The sequence below is a fragment of the Orbaceae bacterium BiB genome, assembly GCA_036251205.1.
GTDB classification, from domain to species: Bacteria; Pseudomonadota; Gammaproteobacteria; order Enterobacterales; family Orbaceae; genus Orbus; species Orbus mooreae.
Genome location: CP133958.1, coordinates 1,685,087 through 1,705,094 on the forward strand (window position 1 = coordinate 1,685,087; position 20,008 = coordinate 1,705,094).

A 20,008-nucleotide genomic window follows, 5' to 3' on the forward strand; every position below is an offset into this window, starting at 1 on the left:
CATCAAATAAATTAGTTTCGATTACTCTTCATCTAATTCAATATTAATACCAAGCGAACGAATCTCTTTTAACAATACGTTAAATGATTCTGGAATCGCAGGTTCCATACTGTGATCACCATCTACAATATTTTTATACATCTTCGTACGACCGTTTACGTCATCCGATTTAACTGTCAACATCTCTTGTAATGTGTAAGCTGCACCATATGCTTCAAGTGCCCATACTTCCATCTCACCGAATCGCTGACCACCGAACTGAGCTTTACCACCAAGCGGTTGCTGAGTAACCAAGCTATATGAACCCGTTGAACGCGCATGCATTTTATCATCAACTAAGTGGTTTAGTTTTAACATATACATGTAACCAACAGTTACTGGACGCTCAAATTTTTCACCCGTACGGCCATCAAATAAGGTAATTTGTCCAGATGTTGGTAAATCACCTAATTCAAGTAATGATTTGATTTCAGCTTCTTTCGCACCATCAAATACAGGCGTTGCAAGCGGCATACCATTACGAAGGTTCTGTGCTAAAGTCATGACTTCTTGATCAGTAAACTCAGCAACATTGACTTCTTGAGCAGCACCAAGTCCAAGATCATACGCTTTTTGAATAAATTCACGTAATTTAGCAAGTTCTTGTTGCTCTTTAAGCATGGTGTCAATTTTCTGACCAATACCTTTTGCAGCCATACCTAAATGCGTTTCTAAAACCTGACCGATGTTCATACGAGATGGAACACCTAGTGGGTTTAGAACTAAGTCAACAGGACGACCATGTTCATCATATGGCATATCTTCAATTGGGTTAATTTTAGAGATAACCCCTTTGTTACCATGACGACCAGCCATTTTATCACCTGGTTGAATTTGACGTTTAACAGCTAAATAAACTTTAACGATTTTTAATACGCCTGGTTGTAAATCATCACCTTGGGTGATCTTCATGCGTTTCGCTTCAAGTTTTTTGTCAAAATCTACTTTGATTTCAGCATACTGAGCCGCTAACTCTTCAATTTTTTCCTGTTTATCTTCATCAGATAAACCGATGGTTAACCATTTATCACGAGAAAGTAAATCTAATTTGCTCGCTTCAATACCACCAGAAATTAGTACATCTTTAACTCGAGCAAATAATGCTGCTTCTAAAATTTTGAACTCTTCAGTCAAATCTTTTTTAGCTTGCTTTAAGTGCATGTCTTCGATTTCAAGCGCACGTTTATCTTTCACTACGCCATCACGAATAAAGACCTGAACATCAATAACAGTACCAGAAACACCATTTGGCACACGTAATGAGGTATCTTTAACATCAGACGCTTTTTCACCAAAAATAGCGCGTAAAAGTTTTTCTTCTGGAGTCAGCTGAGTTTCGCCTTTCGGTGTTACTTTACCAACTAAGATATCGCCACCTTTAACTTCAGCACCGATGTATACGACACCAGATTCATCAAGTTTAGATAGTGCAGCTTCACCCACATTTGGAATATCAGCGGTAATCTCTTCAGCACCTAATTTGGTATCACGAGAGACACAAGATAATTCCTGAATATGAATCGAAGTAAAACGATCATCTTGAACAACTTTTTCTGAGACTAAGATGGAGTCTTCGAAGTTATAACCATTCCATGGCATAAATGCTACGCGCATGTTTTGACCTAATGCCAACTCACCTAAATCGGTTGAAGGACCATCAGCTAACACATCACCATGATCAACTTTTTCACCAAGTTCAACACAAGGGATTTGATTGATACAAGTGTTTTGGTTTGAACGCGTATATTTAGTCAAATTATAGATATCAATACCCGCTTCGCCAGAATACATCTCTTCAGCGTTAACATTAATTACAATACGTGAAGCATCAACATATTGAACAGTACCACCACGTTTAGCAACAACAGTTACCCCTGAGTCAACAGCTACAGCTCGTTCCATACCTGTACCAACAAACGGTTTTTCCGCTTTCAATGTTGGTACTGCTTGACGTTGCATGTTTGCACCCATCAAAGCACGGTTAGCATCGTCATGCTCAAGGAATGGAATTAATGAAGCACCAACAGATACAATCTGCTGCGTCGAAACGTCCATATAGTCGATCTGTTCAGTAGTATATAGACCAGATTCACCATTAAGACGACAAGTCACTAAATCTTCAGCAAAACGACCTGACTCATCTAAGTTTGAGTTTGCCTGTGCAATAACATAGGAACTCTCATCAATAGCTGATAAATAGTTAATTTCATCAGTTACTACGCCATCAACTACTTTTCGGTATGGAGTTTCTAGGAAACCATACTCATTAGTTCGTGCATAAACCGCTAATGAGTTAATCAAACCGATATTTGGACCTTCCGGCGTTTCAATCGGACATACACGACCATAATGGGTTGGATGTACGTCTCGAACCTCAAAACCAGCTCGTTCACGAGTTAAACCACCAGGACCTAACGCTGAGATACGACGTTTATGAGTAATTTCAGATAATGGATTATTTTGATCCATAAATTGTGATAACTGGCTTGAACCAAAGAATTCACGAATTGCCGCTGAAATTGGTTTAGCATTGATCATATCTTGTGGCATTAATGCATCAAGATCACCTAATGATAAACGTTCTTTAACTGCGCGCTCAACTCGAACTAAACCAATACGGAATTGGTTTTCAGCCATCTCACCAACACTTCGAATACGACGGTTACCTAAGTGATCGATATCATCCACTTCACCATGACCATTACGGATACCGATCAGTTTTTTCATTACTTCAATGATATCTTCATTGGTTAAAACGCCACTACCTTCAATCTCTTCACGATTTAATGAACGGTTGAATTTCATACGACCTACAGCCGATAAATCATAACGTTCTTCAGAGAAGAATAAGTTAGCAAATAGTAACTCTGCAGCTTCTTTAGTTGGTGGTTCACCAGGACGCATCATACGATAAATTTCAACCAGTGCATCTAACTGATTGTGAGTTGGATCAACATTTAAAGTTTCAGAAATAAATGAACCATGATCCAAATCATTGGTAAACAATGTTTCTATTTTTTTGTGACCAGCATTTGTTAACTCAGCCAGTAACTCTAGTGAAATCGGAGTATTAGCAGGAGCGATAAGATTACCTGTAACATCACTCACATAATTTTTTGCTAGCACTTTGCCAATAATATACTCAACAGGTACATCTATTTTAGTAATGTTATCTTTTTCTAACTGTCGAATATGTCTTGCAGTGATACGACGCCCTTTTTCAACGTAGATTTGACCTTTTGACTCAATATCAAAAATTGCCGTTTCTCCACGTAAACGCTCTGGCACAAGATCCATTTTCAATTTAGACTTCGCAACTTCAAATACTGTTTTCTCAAAGAAAATATCTAAAATTTGTTCAGTTTCATAGCCTAAAGCTCTTAAAATGATCGTAGCAGGAAGCTTACGTCGACGGTCAATACGAGCAAATAGATTATCTTTTGGATCAAACTCAAAATCTAGCCAAGAGCCACGGTAAGGAATAATTCTCGCATTATATAATACTTTACCTGAAGAATGTGTTTTACCTTTATCGCTATCAAAAAACACACCAGGACTACGATGCAACTGAGAAACAATTACACGCTCAGTACCGTTAATAACAAATGTTCCATTGTCCGTCATTAATGGAATTTCACCCATGTAAACATCTTGTTCTTTGATGTCTTTAACGGTGCCTTCTGGCGCATCTTTGTCATAAATAACTAAACGCAATTTCACACGTAATGGCGCAGAATAGGTAATGCCTCTAATTTGACACTCTTTAACATCAAAAACAGGTTCACCCATTTTAAATGAGACATATTGGAGTTCTGCGCTACCACTATAACTCTTTATAGGAAAGATTGAACGAAAAGCGGCTTCTAAACCATATTGACCTTCTGGATCTTGGTCAATAAACTTTTGGAACGAATCAAGTTGAATAGAAAGAAGATAGGGTATATCCAACACTTGTGGACGCTTACCAAAATTCTTACGAATTCGTTTTTTCTCGGTATAAGAGTAAACCATTAGTTCCTCAACTTGCTGATCAGCCATGATACATACTTGCATATCATATTGGCTTTATTAAATATTCATCAGATCTTAATCATCGTATAATTAAATCTGACACCTGCTCGAAATATTTATAAATATCAATTGATTAGGTTTTTAATTATATGCTATTTCATTTATAACTAAAGTATGACTTCTTTTTTACATCTGTAGAGACGCAAAAAGGCTGGAGGTATAAAACCACCAGCCATCAGCCTTTTCAGGCTGCATATAATCGATCCAACTTATTTAAGTTCGACCACTGCTCCAGACTCTTCAAGTGCTTTCTTAAGTGCATCTGCATCAGCTTTGCTTGCTGCTTCTTTAACAGTTGCAGGAGCTGATTCAACTAGATCTTTAGCTTCTTTTAAGCCTAAACCAGTTGCACCACGAACTGCTTTGATTACAGCTACTTTGTTAGCACCAACGTCTTTTAATACAACGTCGAATTCAGTTTTTTCTTCAACTGCTTCAGCTGGACCAGCTGCTGCTACAGCTACTGCTGCCGCTGCTGATACACCAAATTTTTCTTCCATCATTGATACTAGTTCAACAACATCCATTACAGACATTTCAGCAACAGCATCTAAAATTTGTTCTTTAGTGATAGACATAATATAGTTTCCTAAATAAATAATTTTTTAAATTAGTAAAAGTTTGCGTCAATACAAGGCGTAAAATTACGCAGCTTCTTGTTTTTGATCGCGAACCGCTGCAAGAGTACGAACCAATTTGCCAGCTGCGGCTTCTTTCATGGTCGACATCAAGCGAGCTAAAGCTTCTTCGTAAGTCGGTAAAGTTGCTAAACGGTCGATATTCGCCGCAGTAATTAACTCACCTTCAAAGGCCGCTGCTTTAATCTCAAATTTATCATTTTCTTTTGCAAACGCTTTAAAAATTCGCGCAGCAGCACCTGGGTGCTCGTTAGAAAATGCAATAAGAGTTGGACCAACAAACGTATCTTTTAAGCACTCATAAGGAGTACCCTCAACTACGCGACGTAATAGCGTGTTACGAACAACACGGATATAAACGCCTGCTTCACGAGCTGATTTACGTAATGCAGTCATCTTTTCTACAGTAACGCCACGAGAATCCGCAACAACTGCAGAAAGCGCACCTTTGGCAACTTCGTTAACTTCAGCAACAATTGCTTGTTTATCTTGAAGATTTAATGCCATTAGTTTTGCTCCTGAATTAAACTAGGCTTTCGCCTAGACTCACTATAACTAATTATTAATATTAATAATTAGCACATTTACGGTGAGCAGAGTCCTGTTAATTCAACTATATTTATCTAATTAAAATAACTGTTAGGTTCTGTCACCGTCTACGTAGGGAAAATTAAGTTATGCTTTAAAAAAACATCACCCCTACGGTCTTGGACGGGGTCTGGAATAAGGCCAGACACCAACCGATTCTTTCTTACTCAAAAAAGAATTAAGAAACTATACTGTCGCACTCAAACTAGTTTGGTCGATAGCAACGCCTGCACCCATAGTGGTTGACAAGCTAACTTTCTTAACAAAAACACCTTTAGAAGACGCTGGTTTTGCACGTTTTAACGCAACAAGTAGTGCTTCTAAGTTTTCTTTTAATTTATCGCCATCAAAGTCAACTTTACCGATAGTAGTATGGATAATACCATTTTTATCATTACGGTAACGAACCTGACCAGCTTTAGCATTTTTAACTGCTTCTGCAACGTTTGGAGTTACAGTACCCACTTTCGGGTTAGGCATTAAACCACGTGGTCCAAGGATTTGACCTAATTGACCAACAATACGCATTGCGTCTGGAGATGCAATAACAACATCAAAATTCATTTCACCTTTTTTGATTTGTTCTGCTAAGTCATCCATACCAACTAATTCTGCACCAGCTGCTTTAGCTGCTTCAGCATTTGCGCCTTGAGTAAACACAGCTACGCGCACGCTACGACCAGTACCGTTAGGTAGTACAATTGCACCACGTACGTTTTGGTCTGATTTACGAGCATCAATACCTAGGTTTACAGCAACATCAACACTTTCAGTAAATTTAGCTGTTGCTAATTCTTTTAATAGTGCGATTGCTTCGTTGATTTCATACTGTTTAGTTGCATTAACTTTTTCACGGATAAGTTTAGCTTTCTTAGATAGTTTAGCCATTGATTAACCCTCCACTTCCAGACCCATTGAGCGAGCTGTTCCTTCAATAGAACGCATCATAGTCTCAATAGTTGCACCATTCATATCAGCTGCTTTTAATTCTGCGATTTCGCGAATTTGTGCGCTAGTAATTTTACCTACTTTCTTCTTGTTAGGTTCGCCAGAACCAGACTTGATTTTAGCTGCTTTTTTAAGTAATACAGCTGCAGGAGGAGTTTTGGTGATAAAAGTGAAAGAACGGTCAGAATAAACAGTAATAACAACCGGAGTTGGTAAACCTTTTTCCATACCTTCTGTTCTAGCATTAAATGCTTTACAGAATTCCATGATATTCACACCGTGTTGACCTAAAGCAGGACCAACTGGTGGGCTAGGATTTGCTGCACCAGCTGCTACTTGCAACTTGATGTAGGCTTGAACTTTCTTTGCCATTTTTAAGTTTCCTTATCTCGGGTACATGCGCCTCTGTTAAACCGATAACAGACAGCTCCCCTAAGTTAAAATGAGGGCGATATTTTGCAATAAATATAAAAAAATTGCAATAGTTATTTTAAATATAACTCACTTACTTATATAATTACTTTAATAACAACTATATAAAAATAAAAAACTATGGCTGAGAATGTTGTATTGATATTAATAATTGCTGGTCTCGCAGTCTGCTCGCTATGGCTAGTTGGCGTGAATGCTTTAGTCAAGGGATTAACATCATTTAGATTAGCAATTCTAGCCGTTATACTCATCTTTGTGCTAACCGTTGCTCCCGCATATTTTTATTTTAAAATACCATCCCAACATAGCCACATTGATATCAATAATATTACTATTTGGGGAATTATCTCATTTAAGGCTATTATTATAGCACTTATTGCCTTATGGGTTTATTTAATCACAGCATTAATATTTCACTTGGTTTATAAAATAACTTTTGAAACAAGTGCCTTTATGGCTATTTTGTTCTATCTTCCCTTTATATTATGTATCCTATTGTTACTCGTAAGCTGGCACTATAATAGCCAATATTTTAATCAGCTTGCTGAAATTATTTTAGACAGATTTGACCTATCTTATATACGATAATAACGAATAGCTAAACACGGCTTCGTTATTATCTTGTTGTAAAGGCTTAATTTAGTATAAAAAAGATACTGAACTCAAATATGTTAGGTTAAAGGATTGATGTTTTATAAGTTACTCTTGTAACGCTTTTTGACCATATGTATAAACCTCCCAACACCGATTATTAATGTCATTACGGGTAAATTGATGCTGATTGATCTGATTCAATAGATCATAGAACGTATTATTTACCGAACTTCCCGTCGTGATCATAGAACTTGATGCGGGATCATCTGCAAGGAATCTTGAACAATCTAAATCAGAGCCGAATTCCATGCCTAACTTAGATAATTTACATTCCACAGGCTTATCATTTTGATAAAGTATTCGAGAAACTAATACTACTGACCAGCCATTAAGCTTACCATCATTAATCTGATATAAAACATCAATATCCTCTAATGTGATAGCTTGTGCTCTACCTTGAATACGTCCGTCAACAAAGTCAACCGTGATCTCATCAGGACATTCTGGATTATTATCAATATTATAACCACGCAAAGTACCGGTAAAGGGAGTCTGTTGAGAATAAACACGCGAATTATCAAATGTGATATTTTTATTGGGTAAAAATGTCACATTTCCTGGGGCATCAAACTGCTTATCACAGCTAACAACAAAAAACAGTAACACCGTAAATATCAAACGATTCATTATATTGTTACTCTATTTATCAAATATGACATTGATTATAAGCCGAGTTGTTGCCAAATCTCATCAATATGAGCAACGACTTTTGGATCTTTTTTAATAATACGTCCCCATTCACGATTGGTTTCCCCTGGCCATTTTGACGTCGCATCCAATCCGACCTTAGATCCTAAACCAGAAATAGGTGAAGCAAAATCAAGATAATCAATTGGAGTATGTTCAATAAATGTCATATCACGTTTTGGATCCATCCGTGTAGAGATCGCCCAAATTACATCTTTCCAATCTCGCGCATTAATATCATCATCACAAACAATAACGAATTTGGTATACATAAATTGTCTCAGATACGACCATACTCCCATCATGACCCGCTTAGCATGTCCAGCATAGCGTTTTTTAATTGTCACAACGGCAACCCGATATGAGCAACCTTCAGGCGGAAGATAGAAATCAACAATTTCAGGAAATTGTTTTTGCAAAATAGGAATAAAGACTTCATTCAGCGCTAATCCCAATACCGACGGTTCATCAGGTGGGCGCCCGGTATGGGTTGAATGATAGATAGCATCTTTGCGGCGCGTCAAATGGGTAATAGTGAAAACGGCAAACTGTTCTACTTCATTATAGTAACCAGTGTGATCACCATAAGGACCTTCTGCTGCAATTTCATTTGGATCAATATAACCTTCTAATACAATCTCAGCCGTTGCTGGCACATCCAAATCGCAAGACAACGCTTTAACAACTTCGGTTTTACAACCTCTAAGTAAACCAGCAAAAGCATATTCAGATAATGTATCAGGTACAGGCGTTACTGCGCCTAAAATAGTGGCAGGATCTGCACCTAATGCCACAACGACCGGAAATTTTTCACCTGGATGCTCTTTTTGCCATTCTTGAAAATCAATCGCTCCACCACGATGAGATAACCAACGCATAATCAATTTATTTTTGGCTAATCGCTGTAAACGGTAAACACCTAAATTTTGTCGTTCTTTATAAGGACCTTTTGTAATCGTCAATCCCCATGTTACCAATGGCGCAACATCATCAGGCCAACAGTGCATAATAGGAAGCTGCATTAAATCGACTTCATCATCTTTCAACACGACATCCTGACACGGAGCTGAAGACCGTTGCTTAACAGGCATATTTAATACTTGTTTATACTTCGGTAAATCTGCAAAAAAATGACGAATCCCTTTTGGTGGTTCAGGTTCACGTAAGAATGCAAGCAAATGTCCAATATCGCGCAATGCAGACACATCTTGTTGCCCCATTCCCATCGCAACACGTTTTGGTGTACCAAATAGATTGCATAATACGGGCATGTCATAACCAATTGGATTTTCAAATAATAAGGCAGGTCCACCACTACGCAAAACGCGATCTGAAATTTCAGTCATCTCTAAGTAAGGATCGACAGGATAGCTAATACGTTTTAATTCGCCCTGCTCTTCAAGCTGAGTAATAAAATCTCTAAAATCGGTATATTTCACAATTATCTCAATCAATAATAAATTATGTGACTACTTTAAGTTATCCATTAATGAACTTCAAGTTATAAACAAAAGCTATAAGAATATATAGGTATTTTGTGTAATATTGTTTTAAACTAATTATATTATAATAACTTACTTTCTTATTTTTGTGATGGATTAACACTATGCTAGCAAATCGACTACAACATTTTTCTGATTCAATTATTCGTCGAATGACGCGCATTGCCAATAAATATAATGCGATTAATTTATCACAAGGCTTCCCGGATTTTGATCCGCCTAAAGAATTGATTGAAGCCTTAAAACAAGCTGCTGATAATGGTCCTCATCAGTATGAGATTACTTGGGGTTCTGTCGAATTTAGACAGTTACTGGCTAAAAAACAACAAAAATTGATGAATATTGCCATCAATCCAGATGAAAATGTACTGGTCACTTGTGGTAGTACCGAAGCGATGATGTGTGCTGTCATGACCGTATGTAATCCGAAAGATAAGGTTATTATTTTTTCACCATTTTATGAAAATTATGGTGCTGATGCGATTTTATCTGATGCAGAACCCATTTATGTACCTTTAATTCCACCAACATTTACCTTCGATAAACAACAGCTTAGGGCTGCGTTTGAGCAAGGTGCTAAAGCGATGATCTTATGTAACCCAAGTAATCCTTGTGGTAAGGTATTTAATCGAGAAGAACTAGAATACATTGCGCAATTAGCAATCGAGTTCAACACTTATGTCATTACCGATGAAGTGTATGAACATATCATTTATGCACCTTATCAACATATCTATTTAGCAAGTCTACCGGGAATGGACAAACTAACCATTACCTGTAGCTCGCTTTCTAAAACATACTCAATCACGGGTTGGCGATTAGGTCATATTATTGCGGATAAACATATTATCGATGGTTGTAAAATGATTCATGATTTTTTAACTGTCGGTGCCGCAGCGCCACTGCAAAAAGCAGCTTGTGCAGGACTCGCATTTAATGATGACTATTATCAACAATTAGCCCAAACTTATAGTGAAAAACGTAAACTATTTTTAGCTGGCTTAGATGATATAGGCTTAAGTTATTATGAACCTCAAGGTGCTTATTATGTGCTGGTTGATATTTCATCCTTTAACCCTTTTGCAACAGATATTGAATTTTGTGAATGGTTAATCAAAGAAGTCGGCGTGGCCGCAGTACCAGGTTCGGCGTTTTTTAAAGAAAAAGAGTATCGCTATATTCGCTTTCATTATGCTAAAAAAGAACAAACGTTACGCTCGGCATTGAGTCGTTTATCTACCCTAAAGGAAAAATTACCATGTTAAAAAAGATTATTAGTGTTGGCTTAGCACTACTTTTTACCGCTTTTACCCTAACCGGATGTGGTGACAATAAAGATAGTCATACATTAACAGTAGGCGTTGCTGCTGGTCCATATGGCGATATGTTCAAAAAAGCAATTGCGCCTGGTTTAGAGAAAAAAGGTTACACAATTGAGATTCGTGAATTTAGCGATTATGTCCAACCAAACATTGCCCTTGCTAACCATGAAATTGATATTAACTTATTTCAGCACCTATCTTACTTAAATAACTTTAAGCAGGCCAGAAACTTAGACTTAACAGCGGTGGCTTTTGTACCAACAGCTGGCGCTGGGATTTTTTCAAACAAAATCACTGATTTTTCACAGTTAAAACCCGGTGATCAAGTCACAATATCTAACGATGTGACAAACGAAGCAAGAGCTTTAAGAATCCTACAAGCTGCGGGACTAATTAAACTTAACCCAGCAATTAATCCAAATGATGTAATGCCAAAAGATATCATTGAAAACCCTTATCAATTAGTTATTGTGCCAATTGAAGCGCCACAGACACCACGCGCGCTCGACAGTGCTGTATTATCAGTCGTCAATGGTAACTATGCTATTGGTGCAGGTCTGGATTTATCGACGGCGCTATATACCGAAACATTAGATAAAGACCTAAAAAATGTCATCGTTATTCGTACTAGCGATATAGATACATTAGGTAAAGATATTGTTGAGGTTGTTACATCTGATGATTTCAATCGGGTTATTGATAATAAAGACGATATTTTCTATAGCTTTCAAAAACCAGATTATCAGCTATATCAATTAGCAAATTAGTTTGCAAAAATAACACTAAACAGACCATCAAGCGTTTGTTTAGTGTTTTTATAATCATAAAAATTGCGCTAAAATGCAATTCAAGCTCCCATAGTCAATCATTTAAACGAGTAATTAATGAATATCCCACTTATTCGCGTAAAAAATGTATCAGTCTCCTTCTCCGCTAAAGGTCAAACGATTGATGCTGTAAAAAACGTCTCTTTCGATGTTAATGAAGGAGAAATCTTTGGTATTATTGGTTCTAGTGGTGCAGGTAAAAGTACGTTAGTAAGAACATTAAATCGTCTTACTGATCCCTCAACCGGTGATATCTATGTTAATGGTCAAAATATCCGTTATCTATCTGGTTCAAGCTTACAATCTTTCCGCTTTCAAGTGGGGATGATTTTTCAAAATTTTAATTTAGCCTCCTCTAAAACTGTTTACGAAAATATTGCTTTTGTCTTAAAAGCAGCTGGGAAAAAAGGTGAACAAGTCAAAAAAAGAGTGATGGAGTTACTACAACTCGTGGATTTGAGTAATAAAGCGAATGCTTATCCCTCAGAACTTAGTGGCGGGCAAAAACAACGAGTCGGAATCGCAAGAGCACTTGCCAATAATGCCAGAATATTGTTATGTGATGAAGCGACTAGTGCGCTCGACCCACAAACCACAACATCCATATTGGAGTTACTAAAAAAACTCAATCGCGAATTTAAAATCACAATAGTCTTAATCACTCATGAAATTGATGTTGTCAAAAAAATCTGCCACCGTGTTGCCGTCATGTCGAAAGGTGAAATTATTGAATTAAATAACACCTTTGATATGTTTGCTGGCCCGCAAAAAACATTTACGCAATCATTCCTCAATATTAATGAATCAACAACCTTACCAGATATTGTAAAAAATAATGTTAAAGGTCAATTATTTAGACTTCGCTATATCAGTGAAAATGCAACTCAGCCGGTTTTATTTGAATCCGCTAAAGCAAGCCATGTAACATTTAACATACTGCACGGTTTTATTGAGTATTTTAATGATAAAGCTTTAGGTACTTTAGTTGTTGAATTAAGTGGCGAGCCTAAAAATATTCAAATGCTAGTTGAACTACTTAAAAAGCACCACGTAATAGTGGAGGATATAAAATGAATATCTCCTTTGATGAACTTTGTCACTTACTTTGGGTTGCAGCCAAAGAGACACTAGTTATGGTTGGTTGGTCACTGTTAGCTGCAATCGTATTTGGTACTATTATCGGGCTATTTCTCTTTCTAACGACTAACCGTTTCTTTTTTAAAAATCGCATCATCAATCAAATTGCTGGATTTATTGTTAATGCGACTCGATCAATTCCTTTTTTAATTTTGATGGTTGCCGTATTACCTGTTGGATTTTATTTAGTTGGTACCTCTATCGGTCCTAAAGCTGTCATATTTCCATTATCAATTGCTGCGATCGCATTTTATGGTCGCTTAGCTGAAAACGCCTTTAGCCAAGTCGATAATGGTGTTATTGAAGCAGCAGTAGCCAGCGGCGCCTCTAATTGGCGAATTATCACGGGTATCTTATTCCCTGAAGCATTTGCCCAATTAGTTCGTCATGCAACAGTTACAGTGATTTCACTCATTGGTTATAGTGCAATGGCTGGAATTGTTGGCGGCGGTGGAATTGGTGATTTAGCTATTCGCTATGGCTATCAACGTTATGAGACCTGGTTATTAATTATCTGTATTGTGATACTTGTTATTATTGTGCAATTATTACAATTTTTGGGTGATTTTGTGGCTAGCTATTTAGATAAACATAAAAAATAGGTAACAACATGCTAAAACAATTAATAACAATCATTAGCGATCAAAGTCGGATTTTCACAAAAGAAAGTATCGAAAAGCAGTATCTAAGTGACGGTTTACATGCCCAGTTTGGCGAAGCAGACGTACTGATCAAGCCAAAAGATACACAAGAAATCATCGCGATAATGAAATTAGCTAACCAATATGGTATTGGTGTGACAGCGAGAGGCGCAGGCTCTAACCTAGTTGGCTCAACAATTCCTAATGGTGGCATCATATTAGACATGTCATTAATGAATAATATTATCGAACTCGATCCTGATACATTTACAATTACAGTTGAAGCCGGCATCTTTTTGAAAGATGTTCAACAATATGTTGAACAGTATGGATTATTCTATCCTCCCGATCCAGGGGAAAAACGCTCAACCATCGCGGGTAATATTAGTACCAATGCGGGTGGTATGCGAGCAGTCAAATATGGCGTAACCCGTGACTATGTACAAGCCTTAGAAGTAATACTTGCCGATGGTACCTTGCTCAATATTGGTAGTAAAAATGTCAAAGATAATACCGGACTATCACTTAAGCATCTATTTATCGGTAGTGAAGGCACCTTAGGCATTATCACCAAGTGTACTTTAAAGCTGATAGCTAAACCTAAAGCGATTCAAACTATTGTTTTTGGTTTTGATAGTATTGAGAAAGCGATTGCTAATGTAACAACAATTTTAAAAACATTAACGCCAACAGCATTAGAGTTTGTTGAACAAAAAGTAGCTCAGTGGGGTGAAAATTATTGTGGATATAAATTTCCATTACCGCATGCTAAAGCTTATCTACTGGTGATGTTAGATGGTATGGATAATGATGATATCGACAAACAGCGACAGCATTTAATTAATGCCCTTGGTCAAGTTGATTATGCAATCCCAAAATCAGCCGAAGAAACGAACCAAATTTGGACAATAAGAGGATCATTAGTACGGGCTGTTGAATCTGTGACCCAGCAAGATCCGATTGATATAGTTGTACCAATCAATCGTATTGCAGATTTTATTGCTTATACCAAACAGCTTGAGCAACAAACTAAGGTACGATTGCTCGCTTTTGGTCATGCTGGCGATGGTAATATCCATTTATGTATTTTACGCGATAATCTTGATGACGAACAATGGCAGCAAAAATTGACCGAAATTCATAATGGACTTTATCAAAAATGTCATGAATTACATGGACTGCCATCAGCTGAGCATGGTATTGGTACCGCCAAAGTCAAATACTTTAATGCAGCTATCCCCTTAGAAAATCGTTTAGTGATGCAAAGTATTAAACAGACTTTGGATAAAAAAAATATCTTAAATAATCAGGTTTACGTAAACAATAAGTAATCAACAAATAGGGCAATTATTGTATCAATTGCCCATTCTTGCTGATGCTACCACCATCGATAAAAATGGTGAGTAGGTCCGATTCCCTTGCCTACTTTTAATGAATCTGCATGTTCGATAGCTCCGCTAAGATAATTTTTAGCATTTTTCACGGCCTCAAATAATGGCATTTGCGGTAATAATGCCGCAATCGCTGCAGATAATGTACATCCCGTACCATGTGTATTCTTTGTCCTTATTCTTTCAGTTGTTAAACGAATAATTTGCTGTTGAGTAATTAAATAATCAGGACTTTCATCACTCACCAAATGTCCGCCCTTCATCAAAACGGCCTGACAACCTAATTTTAATAATTCCATCCCTTGCTCACACATTTGAGTTTCGTTGGTTGCTTCACCACAAGCTAATAATGCGGCGGCCTCAGGTAAATTAGGCGTAATAATTGTCGCTTTAGGTAGTAAATAGTCTCGAATCGCGTCAATCGCATCGGATGTTAGCAAAGGGTGCCCTCCTTTAGCCACCATCACAGTATCCAACACAATATAATGAATCGTACTTTGCTCTAAAATTTGGCTTACGGCTAAAACAATCTCTCGATCCATCAGCATACCAATTTTTAAACTTTCAATCTGACTATCTTGTGCAATAGAAGAAAACTGCTGTCGAACAAAACTGGCTGGAATAGAAAAAATAGCATCAACACCTTGAGTACTTTGTGCAGTAAGCGCCGTTATTACTGACATTCCATAAGCGCCTAAGGCTGAAAATGTTTTTAAATCAGCTTGGATACCAGCACCACCACTAGGATCAGAGCCTGCAATCGTCAATGAAATCGTCACTTTTCATCTCCCTTTCTGTTTTGCATGTATAATTTTCGCAACTAATTGCTGTGTCGCCGACTTAATATCCTCTTGCCCACAAATAGCAGAAACGACAGCAACACCATCAATACCCGTTTGGATCACGTCACAAATATTAGTCGCATTAATGCCCCCAATACCGACAGCTGGACATTTTTTATTTTTAATTAATTGTGCAAACTGATTTATACCTAATGCTGGTGCCGCATTTTTTTTAGAAGTTGTTGGGAAAATGGGTCCAACACCTAAATAATTAATCGCGGACCATGGAACAGCACTGAGTTCTTGCTCATTTGAAACCGATAGCCCTAAGATTTTATTGTTACCAATCAGTTTTCGAACAACACTTACAGGCAAATCATTTTGTCCAATATGAACACCATCAACATCAGCAGCTAATGCAATATCGACATTATCATTAATTATTAAGGGTACCGAGGTGCTTATTAATACCTGTTTTAATGCTAATGCGGCGGTATACCAGTCTTTACGATGGAAAGGAGACTCTGCTCTTAGTTGTACTGCAGTTACCCCATTCTCGACTGCAACCCTTGTCGTATTGACCATTCCTTCAATTCCACCGCATAAGCTAGGATCAAGAACAAGATAAAGTGATAAATCTAAACGTTTTTGCATACCCTATTCCTTAATATTGAGTGATAAATAAAGAGAGTTGATCGAGTAATGAAACTGCAAAAGAGCCTAAGCCACTATGTTTATTTGCTAATTGCCCTGCTTTTTTCATCATAAAACAAGCTGACGACGTAGCGAGTAAGGTATCTGAAGTGCATCCAATAAATGCGGCAACCATTGCTGATAATGAGCATCCCGTTCCAGTTACTCTAGTTAACGCAATATCACCACCAATAATCGAATAAACTGTTTTACCATCTGTGATATAATCGATTGCACCAGTTACAGCAACCACCGTTTGGTACTGTAAGGCTAGCTCTCTAGCCCAGTGTAAGGCTACCTCTGTCGAATCGAGACTATCGGGGCCTTTTGAGCTGGATTTTTCACCCACTAAGGCTAAAATCTCGGAGGCATTACCGCGAATAACAGTTGGACGAAAAGATAATAATGTTTGATTAATGTTAGTTCGATAAGCTAATACCGAACCAACAGCAACAGGATCGAGCACCCAAGGTGTATGCGTTTTCATTGCTGTTTCAGCTGCCAACAACATACTGTCAACCGACGAAGCAGAAATCGTGCCAATATTAATTAATAAGCTATCCGCTATAGTTACAAAATCAATGACTTCTTCCTTCGCTAATACCATTGCCGGTGTTGCGCCTATAGCAAGTAAAACATTAGCCGTAAAATTTTGTACAACATCATTCGTCATACAGTGTACTAAAGGTTTGTGGGACTGAAGTTGTTCAATATAAGATATTGCGAGATTAGCTTGAAATGAAGTAATTACAGACATATTTCCTCCTTAGCGTAAAGGTAGAGAAGAATATGCCACTAAGCAAAGTGTTTAGACTTCCCTACGCTGGTATGATCCAGATCAGGTGCAACGGGTACTATCTCAGCCGCAAATGCGACGCCCCGAGTCAATCGATAATTATTATGCATACTATTTTGATAATAAGCAATAAGCGTAAATTTACTAAAAAAATTTGAAATAAGAATTATCCATTAAAAATCAAAATGATAAATAAACTCGCTTTTACTTTTAATTGATTATTGTTACACTAACCATCGTCGAAAACCAACCATGATAAATAGAGATGAATTCAACTAATCAAGCACAATTGTTACAATATGGTCGTGAATTATTAGAGTTAGAACTTCATGAGGCTCAAAAGCTACCAGCGAGGCTCAATCATAATTTTATCAAAGCATGTGAATTAGTATTGGCAACTAAAGGTAAGGTTGTTGTTTCAGGTATTGGTAAGTCCGGTCATATTGGTAAAAAAATTGCCGCCTCTCTTGCAAGTACCGGAACACCTGCATTTTTTATGCATCCATCAGAAGCTTTACATGGTGATTTAGGGATGGTAACAACCAATGATATTGTTATTTTAATCTCGTACTCTGGTCGTGCTAAAGAGTTTAATCTTATTCTACCGATACTAAAAGAGATGGCGGTACCCGTTATCGCAATTACAGGAGGACTTAACTCCCCATTAGCGAAATCAGCTGATGCTGTTTTAGATATTAGTATAGAAAAAGAGGCTTGCCCAATGGGACTCGCACCCACTGCAAGTTCAACCAATACACTATTAATGGGTGATGCTTTAGCTATTGCAGTCATGAGAGCAAAAGGCTTTAAAGAAGAAGATTTTGCACGTTCTCATCCAGCAGGCAGTTTAGGTGCTAAATTATTAAACCATGTAAAAGACGTAATGAGAACAGGGGATCGAGTCCCTCATATTGCTGAAACGGCAACAGTTTTTGATGCAATGTTAGAGCTTAGTAGAACGGGTTTAGGATTAGTCGCTGTATGTGATATAAATAATAAAATAACTGGCGTTTTTACTGATGGTGATTTACGTCGTTTATTACTCAAAAATGGTACATTACATGATATAATCAAAACAGTTATGACTCAGCCTGGTTATCGTTTACCTGAATCATGGAAAGCGATTGAAGCATTAAAATCGTTCAGTGATCACAATATTACCGCCGCCCCTGTTGTTGATAATGATGGTTACTTGGTTGGCGCTCTTAATATTCACGATTTACACCAAGCTGGAATAGCATAACAGGAATCCCAACATAATCGATGTAATAAAAATTATATTTAATAATTGATATAACAAGGGGAAGAAAGCTGTTATGATTCCTCAGAAAAATGAATAATAAAAAATTCCTGTTGCAAAATAGATCTATCTCCTGCGATAATTATCGCCTTAAATTTTTGTCGTTAGACGGAGACTATGACTAACTATTACAGTTTACCTTACATTTTTAGGCTTGAACTGTATATTTTTTAACTAATATAGATGATGAAATTATAATGGCAGAGAAGCGTAATATCTTTTTAATTGGCCCAATGGGCGCAGGCAAAAGTACTATTGGTAGACAAATCGCACAACAACTTGGTATGGACTTTTTTGATTCAGATCAGGAGATTGAAAAGCGTACTGGTGCAGACATTGCTTGGATTTTTGATCTGGAAGGCGAAGATGGTTTTCGTGCAAGAGAAGAAAAAGTCATTAATGAATTAACCGAAAAACAAGGCGTCGTTCTTGCTACTGGCGGTGGTTCTATTTTATCAAAAGAGACTCGTAACCGTTTATCTGCTCGTGGAATAGTGGTTTATCTGGAAACGACTATCGAAAAACAGATGGCGAGAACACAGAAAGATAAACGTCGTCCATTACTACAAGGTGGTAATACACCAAGAGAACTTTATGAAGAACTTGCTGGTGAACGAGTACCTTTATATGAAGAAATTGCTGACATCACGATCAAAACTGATGAGCAAAGCGCTAAAGGTGTAGCAAGTTATATTATTGAAAAAATAGAACAAATATAAAAAAATTATAAGGTATTAGCCAGTCATACTGGCTAATATATCGAATGAACGGAAAGGAGATAAAAGTGAACGACCCTATTCGTCCTGATCAGGAAGATCGCTATACTTCCCCTAATTCCCCACAAAAACCACAACCAGAAAAATTAGAAACTCCCATTTTATCGAAAACAAAATGGATTATTCTTATTTTAGCGTTAATTATCATTTTAGTGTTAGTTGGTACGGCGTTGATAAAACCGACATTACAACAACCATCGTCTCAATCATCGGCACAATCAGGTGGGACTGATGAGACGGCAACAAATGGTACTTCAAATAATGAATATCAAGTATTAACGCCACCTAAAATATCGACAACAGCAACAGAGTCTCAACAAACTGCTGAGTCTGGTAAGGAACGTATTGAGATTCCAGGCGAAGTTATTGATATTTTAGCCAACAAAATTAACGAGCTAAATACACAACAAACGGATTCTGTTGCTTTTTCTGGGCAAAATAACAGTGCTGATCTCAAACAAAATGAACTTCCTCTAGGAAACACTTTGGATAATAATCATTATACAATCCAAATTAACTCCTCTTCATCCATTGAAAATTTATTAGATTTTGTTAAACAAAATAAATTAACTAATTATCAAATCTATGAAACTTATCGAGAAAACAAACCATGGTTTGTTTTGATAAAAGGAAACTATTCAACTATTACTGATGCAAAAAAAGCTATATCATCGCTATCTCTTGAATTACAAAAAAGTCGTCCGTGGATCAAATCTGGGGAGTTAGTTAATAAAGAGAAATCATTGAAATGATCATCCATTCACCTTTATTTGATATCAATAGG

Annotated in this window: 19 protein-coding genes and 1 riboswitch; of the genes, 9 read left to right on the plus strand and 10 right to left on the minus strand. The window is 37.2% G+C overall.

The window, feature by feature from the left end; genetic code table 11:
* Positions 1 to 21: 21 nt before the first annotated feature.
* The 5 genes from rpoB to rplK form a co-directional block, all read right to left on the minus strand.
* A complete protein-coding gene (gene rpoB / locus RHO11_07915) occupies positions 22 to 4,050 on the minus strand; it encodes a DNA-directed RNA polymerase subunit beta (protein ID WVD62870.1) in 4,029 nt (1,342 codons plus the stop codon).
* A 269-nt stretch (positions 4,051 to 4,319) separates the two neighbouring features.
* Positions 4,320 to 4,688, minus strand: a complete 369-nt coding sequence (gene rplL, locus RHO11_07920) for a 50S ribosomal protein L7/L12 (protein ID WVD60427.1) — start codon at positions 4,686 to 4,688, stop codon at positions 4,320 to 4,322.
* Between the two features lie 66 nt (positions 4,689 to 4,754).
* Positions 4,755 to 5,255, minus strand: a complete 501-nt coding sequence (gene rplJ / locus RHO11_07925) for a 50S ribosomal protein L10 (GenBank protein ID WVD60428.1) — start codon at positions 5,253 to 5,255, stop codon at positions 4,755 to 4,757.
* Between the two features lie 267 nt (positions 5,256 to 5,522).
* Positions 5,523 to 6,224 (minus strand): 50S ribosomal protein L1, encoded by a 702-nt coding sequence (rplA, locus tag RHO11_07930; protein ID WVD60429.1) that lies wholly within the window; start codon positions 6,222 to 6,224, stop codon positions 5,523 to 5,525.
* 3 nt (positions 6,225 to 6,227) lie between these two features.
* On the minus strand, positions 6,228 to 6,656 hold the full coding sequence (gene rplK / locus RHO11_07935) for a 50S ribosomal protein L11 (GenBank protein ID WVD60430.1): 429 nt from the start codon (positions 6,654 to 6,656) through the stop codon (positions 6,228 to 6,230).
* 180 nt (positions 6,657 to 6,836) lie between these two features.
* Here rplK and RHO11_07940 point away from each other — a divergent pair, with 180 nt between their 5' ends.
* A complete protein-coding gene (locus RHO11_07940; protein ID WVD60431.1) occupies positions 6,837 to 7,304 on the plus strand; it encodes a hypothetical protein in 468 nt (155 codons plus the stop codon).
* A gap of 111 nt (positions 7,305 to 7,415) precedes the next feature.
* On the opposite strand, the gene RHO11_07945 is transcribed toward RHO11_07940, so the two are convergent.
* Together RHO11_07945 and ubiD are read right to left on the minus strand one after the other, a co-directional pair.
* On the minus strand, positions 7,416 to 7,997 hold the full coding sequence (locus tag RHO11_07945) for a hypothetical protein (GenBank protein ID WVD60432.1): 582 nt from the start codon (positions 7,995 to 7,997) through the stop codon (positions 7,416 to 7,418).
* A 35-nt stretch (positions 7,998 to 8,032) separates the two neighbouring features.
* A complete protein-coding gene (gene ubiD / locus RHO11_07950) occupies positions 8,033 to 9,496 on the minus strand; it encodes a 4-hydroxy-3-polyprenylbenzoate decarboxylase (protein ID WVD60433.1) in 1,464 nt (487 codons plus the stop codon).
* A 167-nt stretch (positions 9,497 to 9,663) separates the two neighbouring features.
* On the opposite strand from ubiD, the gene RHO11_07955 reads away from it, so the two are divergent.
* The 5 genes from RHO11_07955 to RHO11_07975 all read left to right on the plus strand — a co-directional run bounded on the left by RHO11_07955 (position 9,664) and on the right by RHO11_07975 (position 14,817).
* A complete protein-coding gene (locus RHO11_07955) occupies positions 9,664 to 10,824 on the plus strand; it encodes an aminotransferase class I/II-fold pyridoxal phosphate-dependent enzyme (GenBank protein WVD60434.1) in 1,161 nt (386 codons plus the stop codon).
* A complete protein-coding gene (locus RHO11_07960) occupies positions 10,818 to 11,648 on the plus strand; it encodes a MetQ/NlpA family ABC transporter substrate-binding protein (GenBank protein WVD60435.1) in 831 nt (276 codons plus the stop codon). Before RHO11_07955 ends, RHO11_07960 begins: the two co-directional genes overlap by 7 nt.
* A 117-nt stretch (positions 11,649 to 11,765) precedes the next feature.
* Entirely contained in the window at positions 11,766 to 12,782 is a 1,017-nt protein-coding gene (locus tag RHO11_07965) for an ATP-binding cassette domain-containing protein (GenBank protein ID WVD60436.1), read from the plus strand.
* Positions 12,779 to 13,447 carry a methionine ABC transporter permease gene (locus RHO11_07970; GenBank protein ID WVD60437.1) on the plus strand — a complete coding sequence of 223 codons (669 nt, stop codon included), beginning with the start codon at positions 12,779 to 12,781 and terminating at the stop codon, positions 13,445 to 13,447. Before RHO11_07965 ends, RHO11_07970 begins: the two co-directional genes overlap by 4 nt.
* A gap of 8 nt (positions 13,448 to 13,455) precedes the next feature.
* Complete coding sequence (locus RHO11_07975) at positions 13,456 to 14,817, plus strand: FAD-binding oxidoreductase (GenBank protein ID WVD60438.1); 1,362 nt, start codon at positions 13,456 to 13,458, stop codon at positions 14,815 to 14,817.
* Positions 14,818 to 14,864: 47 nt separating this feature from the next.
* On the opposite strand, the gene thiD is transcribed toward RHO11_07975, so the two are convergent.
* From thiD to thiM, 3 genes are read right to left on the minus strand one after another with little or no spacing between them, the layout of a single operon-like run.
* Positions 14,865 to 15,656, minus strand: coding sequence for a bifunctional hydroxymethylpyrimidine kinase/phosphomethylpyrimidine kinase (thiD, locus tag RHO11_07980; protein ID WVD60439.1), 792 nt, complete (start codon positions 15,654 to 15,656; stop codon positions 14,865 to 14,867).
* 3 nt (positions 15,657 to 15,659) lie between these two features.
* Positions 15,660 to 16,313, minus strand: coding sequence for a thiamine phosphate synthase (gene thiE / locus RHO11_07985; protein ID WVD60440.1), 654 nt, complete (start codon positions 16,311 to 16,313; stop codon positions 15,660 to 15,662).
* Between the two features lie 10 nt (positions 16,314 to 16,323).
* A complete protein-coding gene (gene thiM, locus RHO11_07990; protein ID WVD60441.1) occupies positions 16,324 to 17,109 on the minus strand; it encodes a hydroxyethylthiazole kinase in 786 nt (261 codons plus the stop codon).
* 41 nt (positions 17,110 to 17,150) lie between these two features.
* Positions 17,151 to 17,244, minus strand: a riboswitch (TPP riboswitch).
* Between the two features lie 169 nt (positions 17,245 to 17,413).
* Between thiM and gutQ the strand changes: the two genes are divergently transcribed.
* The 3 genes from gutQ to RHO11_08005 all read left to right on the plus strand — a co-directional run bounded on the left by gutQ (position 17,414) and on the right by RHO11_08005 (position 19,976).
* Positions 17,414 to 18,391, plus strand: a complete 978-nt coding sequence (gutQ, locus tag RHO11_07995; protein WVD60442.1) for an arabinose-5-phosphate isomerase GutQ — start codon at positions 17,414 to 17,416, stop codon at positions 18,389 to 18,391.
* A gap of 254 nt (positions 18,392 to 18,645) precedes the next feature.
* A complete protein-coding gene (aroK, locus tag RHO11_08000) occupies positions 18,646 to 19,167 on the plus strand; it encodes a shikimate kinase AroK (GenBank protein WVD60443.1) in 522 nt (173 codons plus the stop codon).
* Positions 19,168 to 19,232: 65 nt separating this feature from the next.
* Positions 19,233 to 19,976, plus strand: a complete 744-nt coding sequence (locus tag RHO11_08005) for an SPOR domain-containing protein (GenBank protein ID WVD60444.1) — start codon at positions 19,233 to 19,235, stop codon at positions 19,974 to 19,976.
* The last annotated feature ends 32 nt before the right edge of the window (positions 19,977 to 20,008 follow it).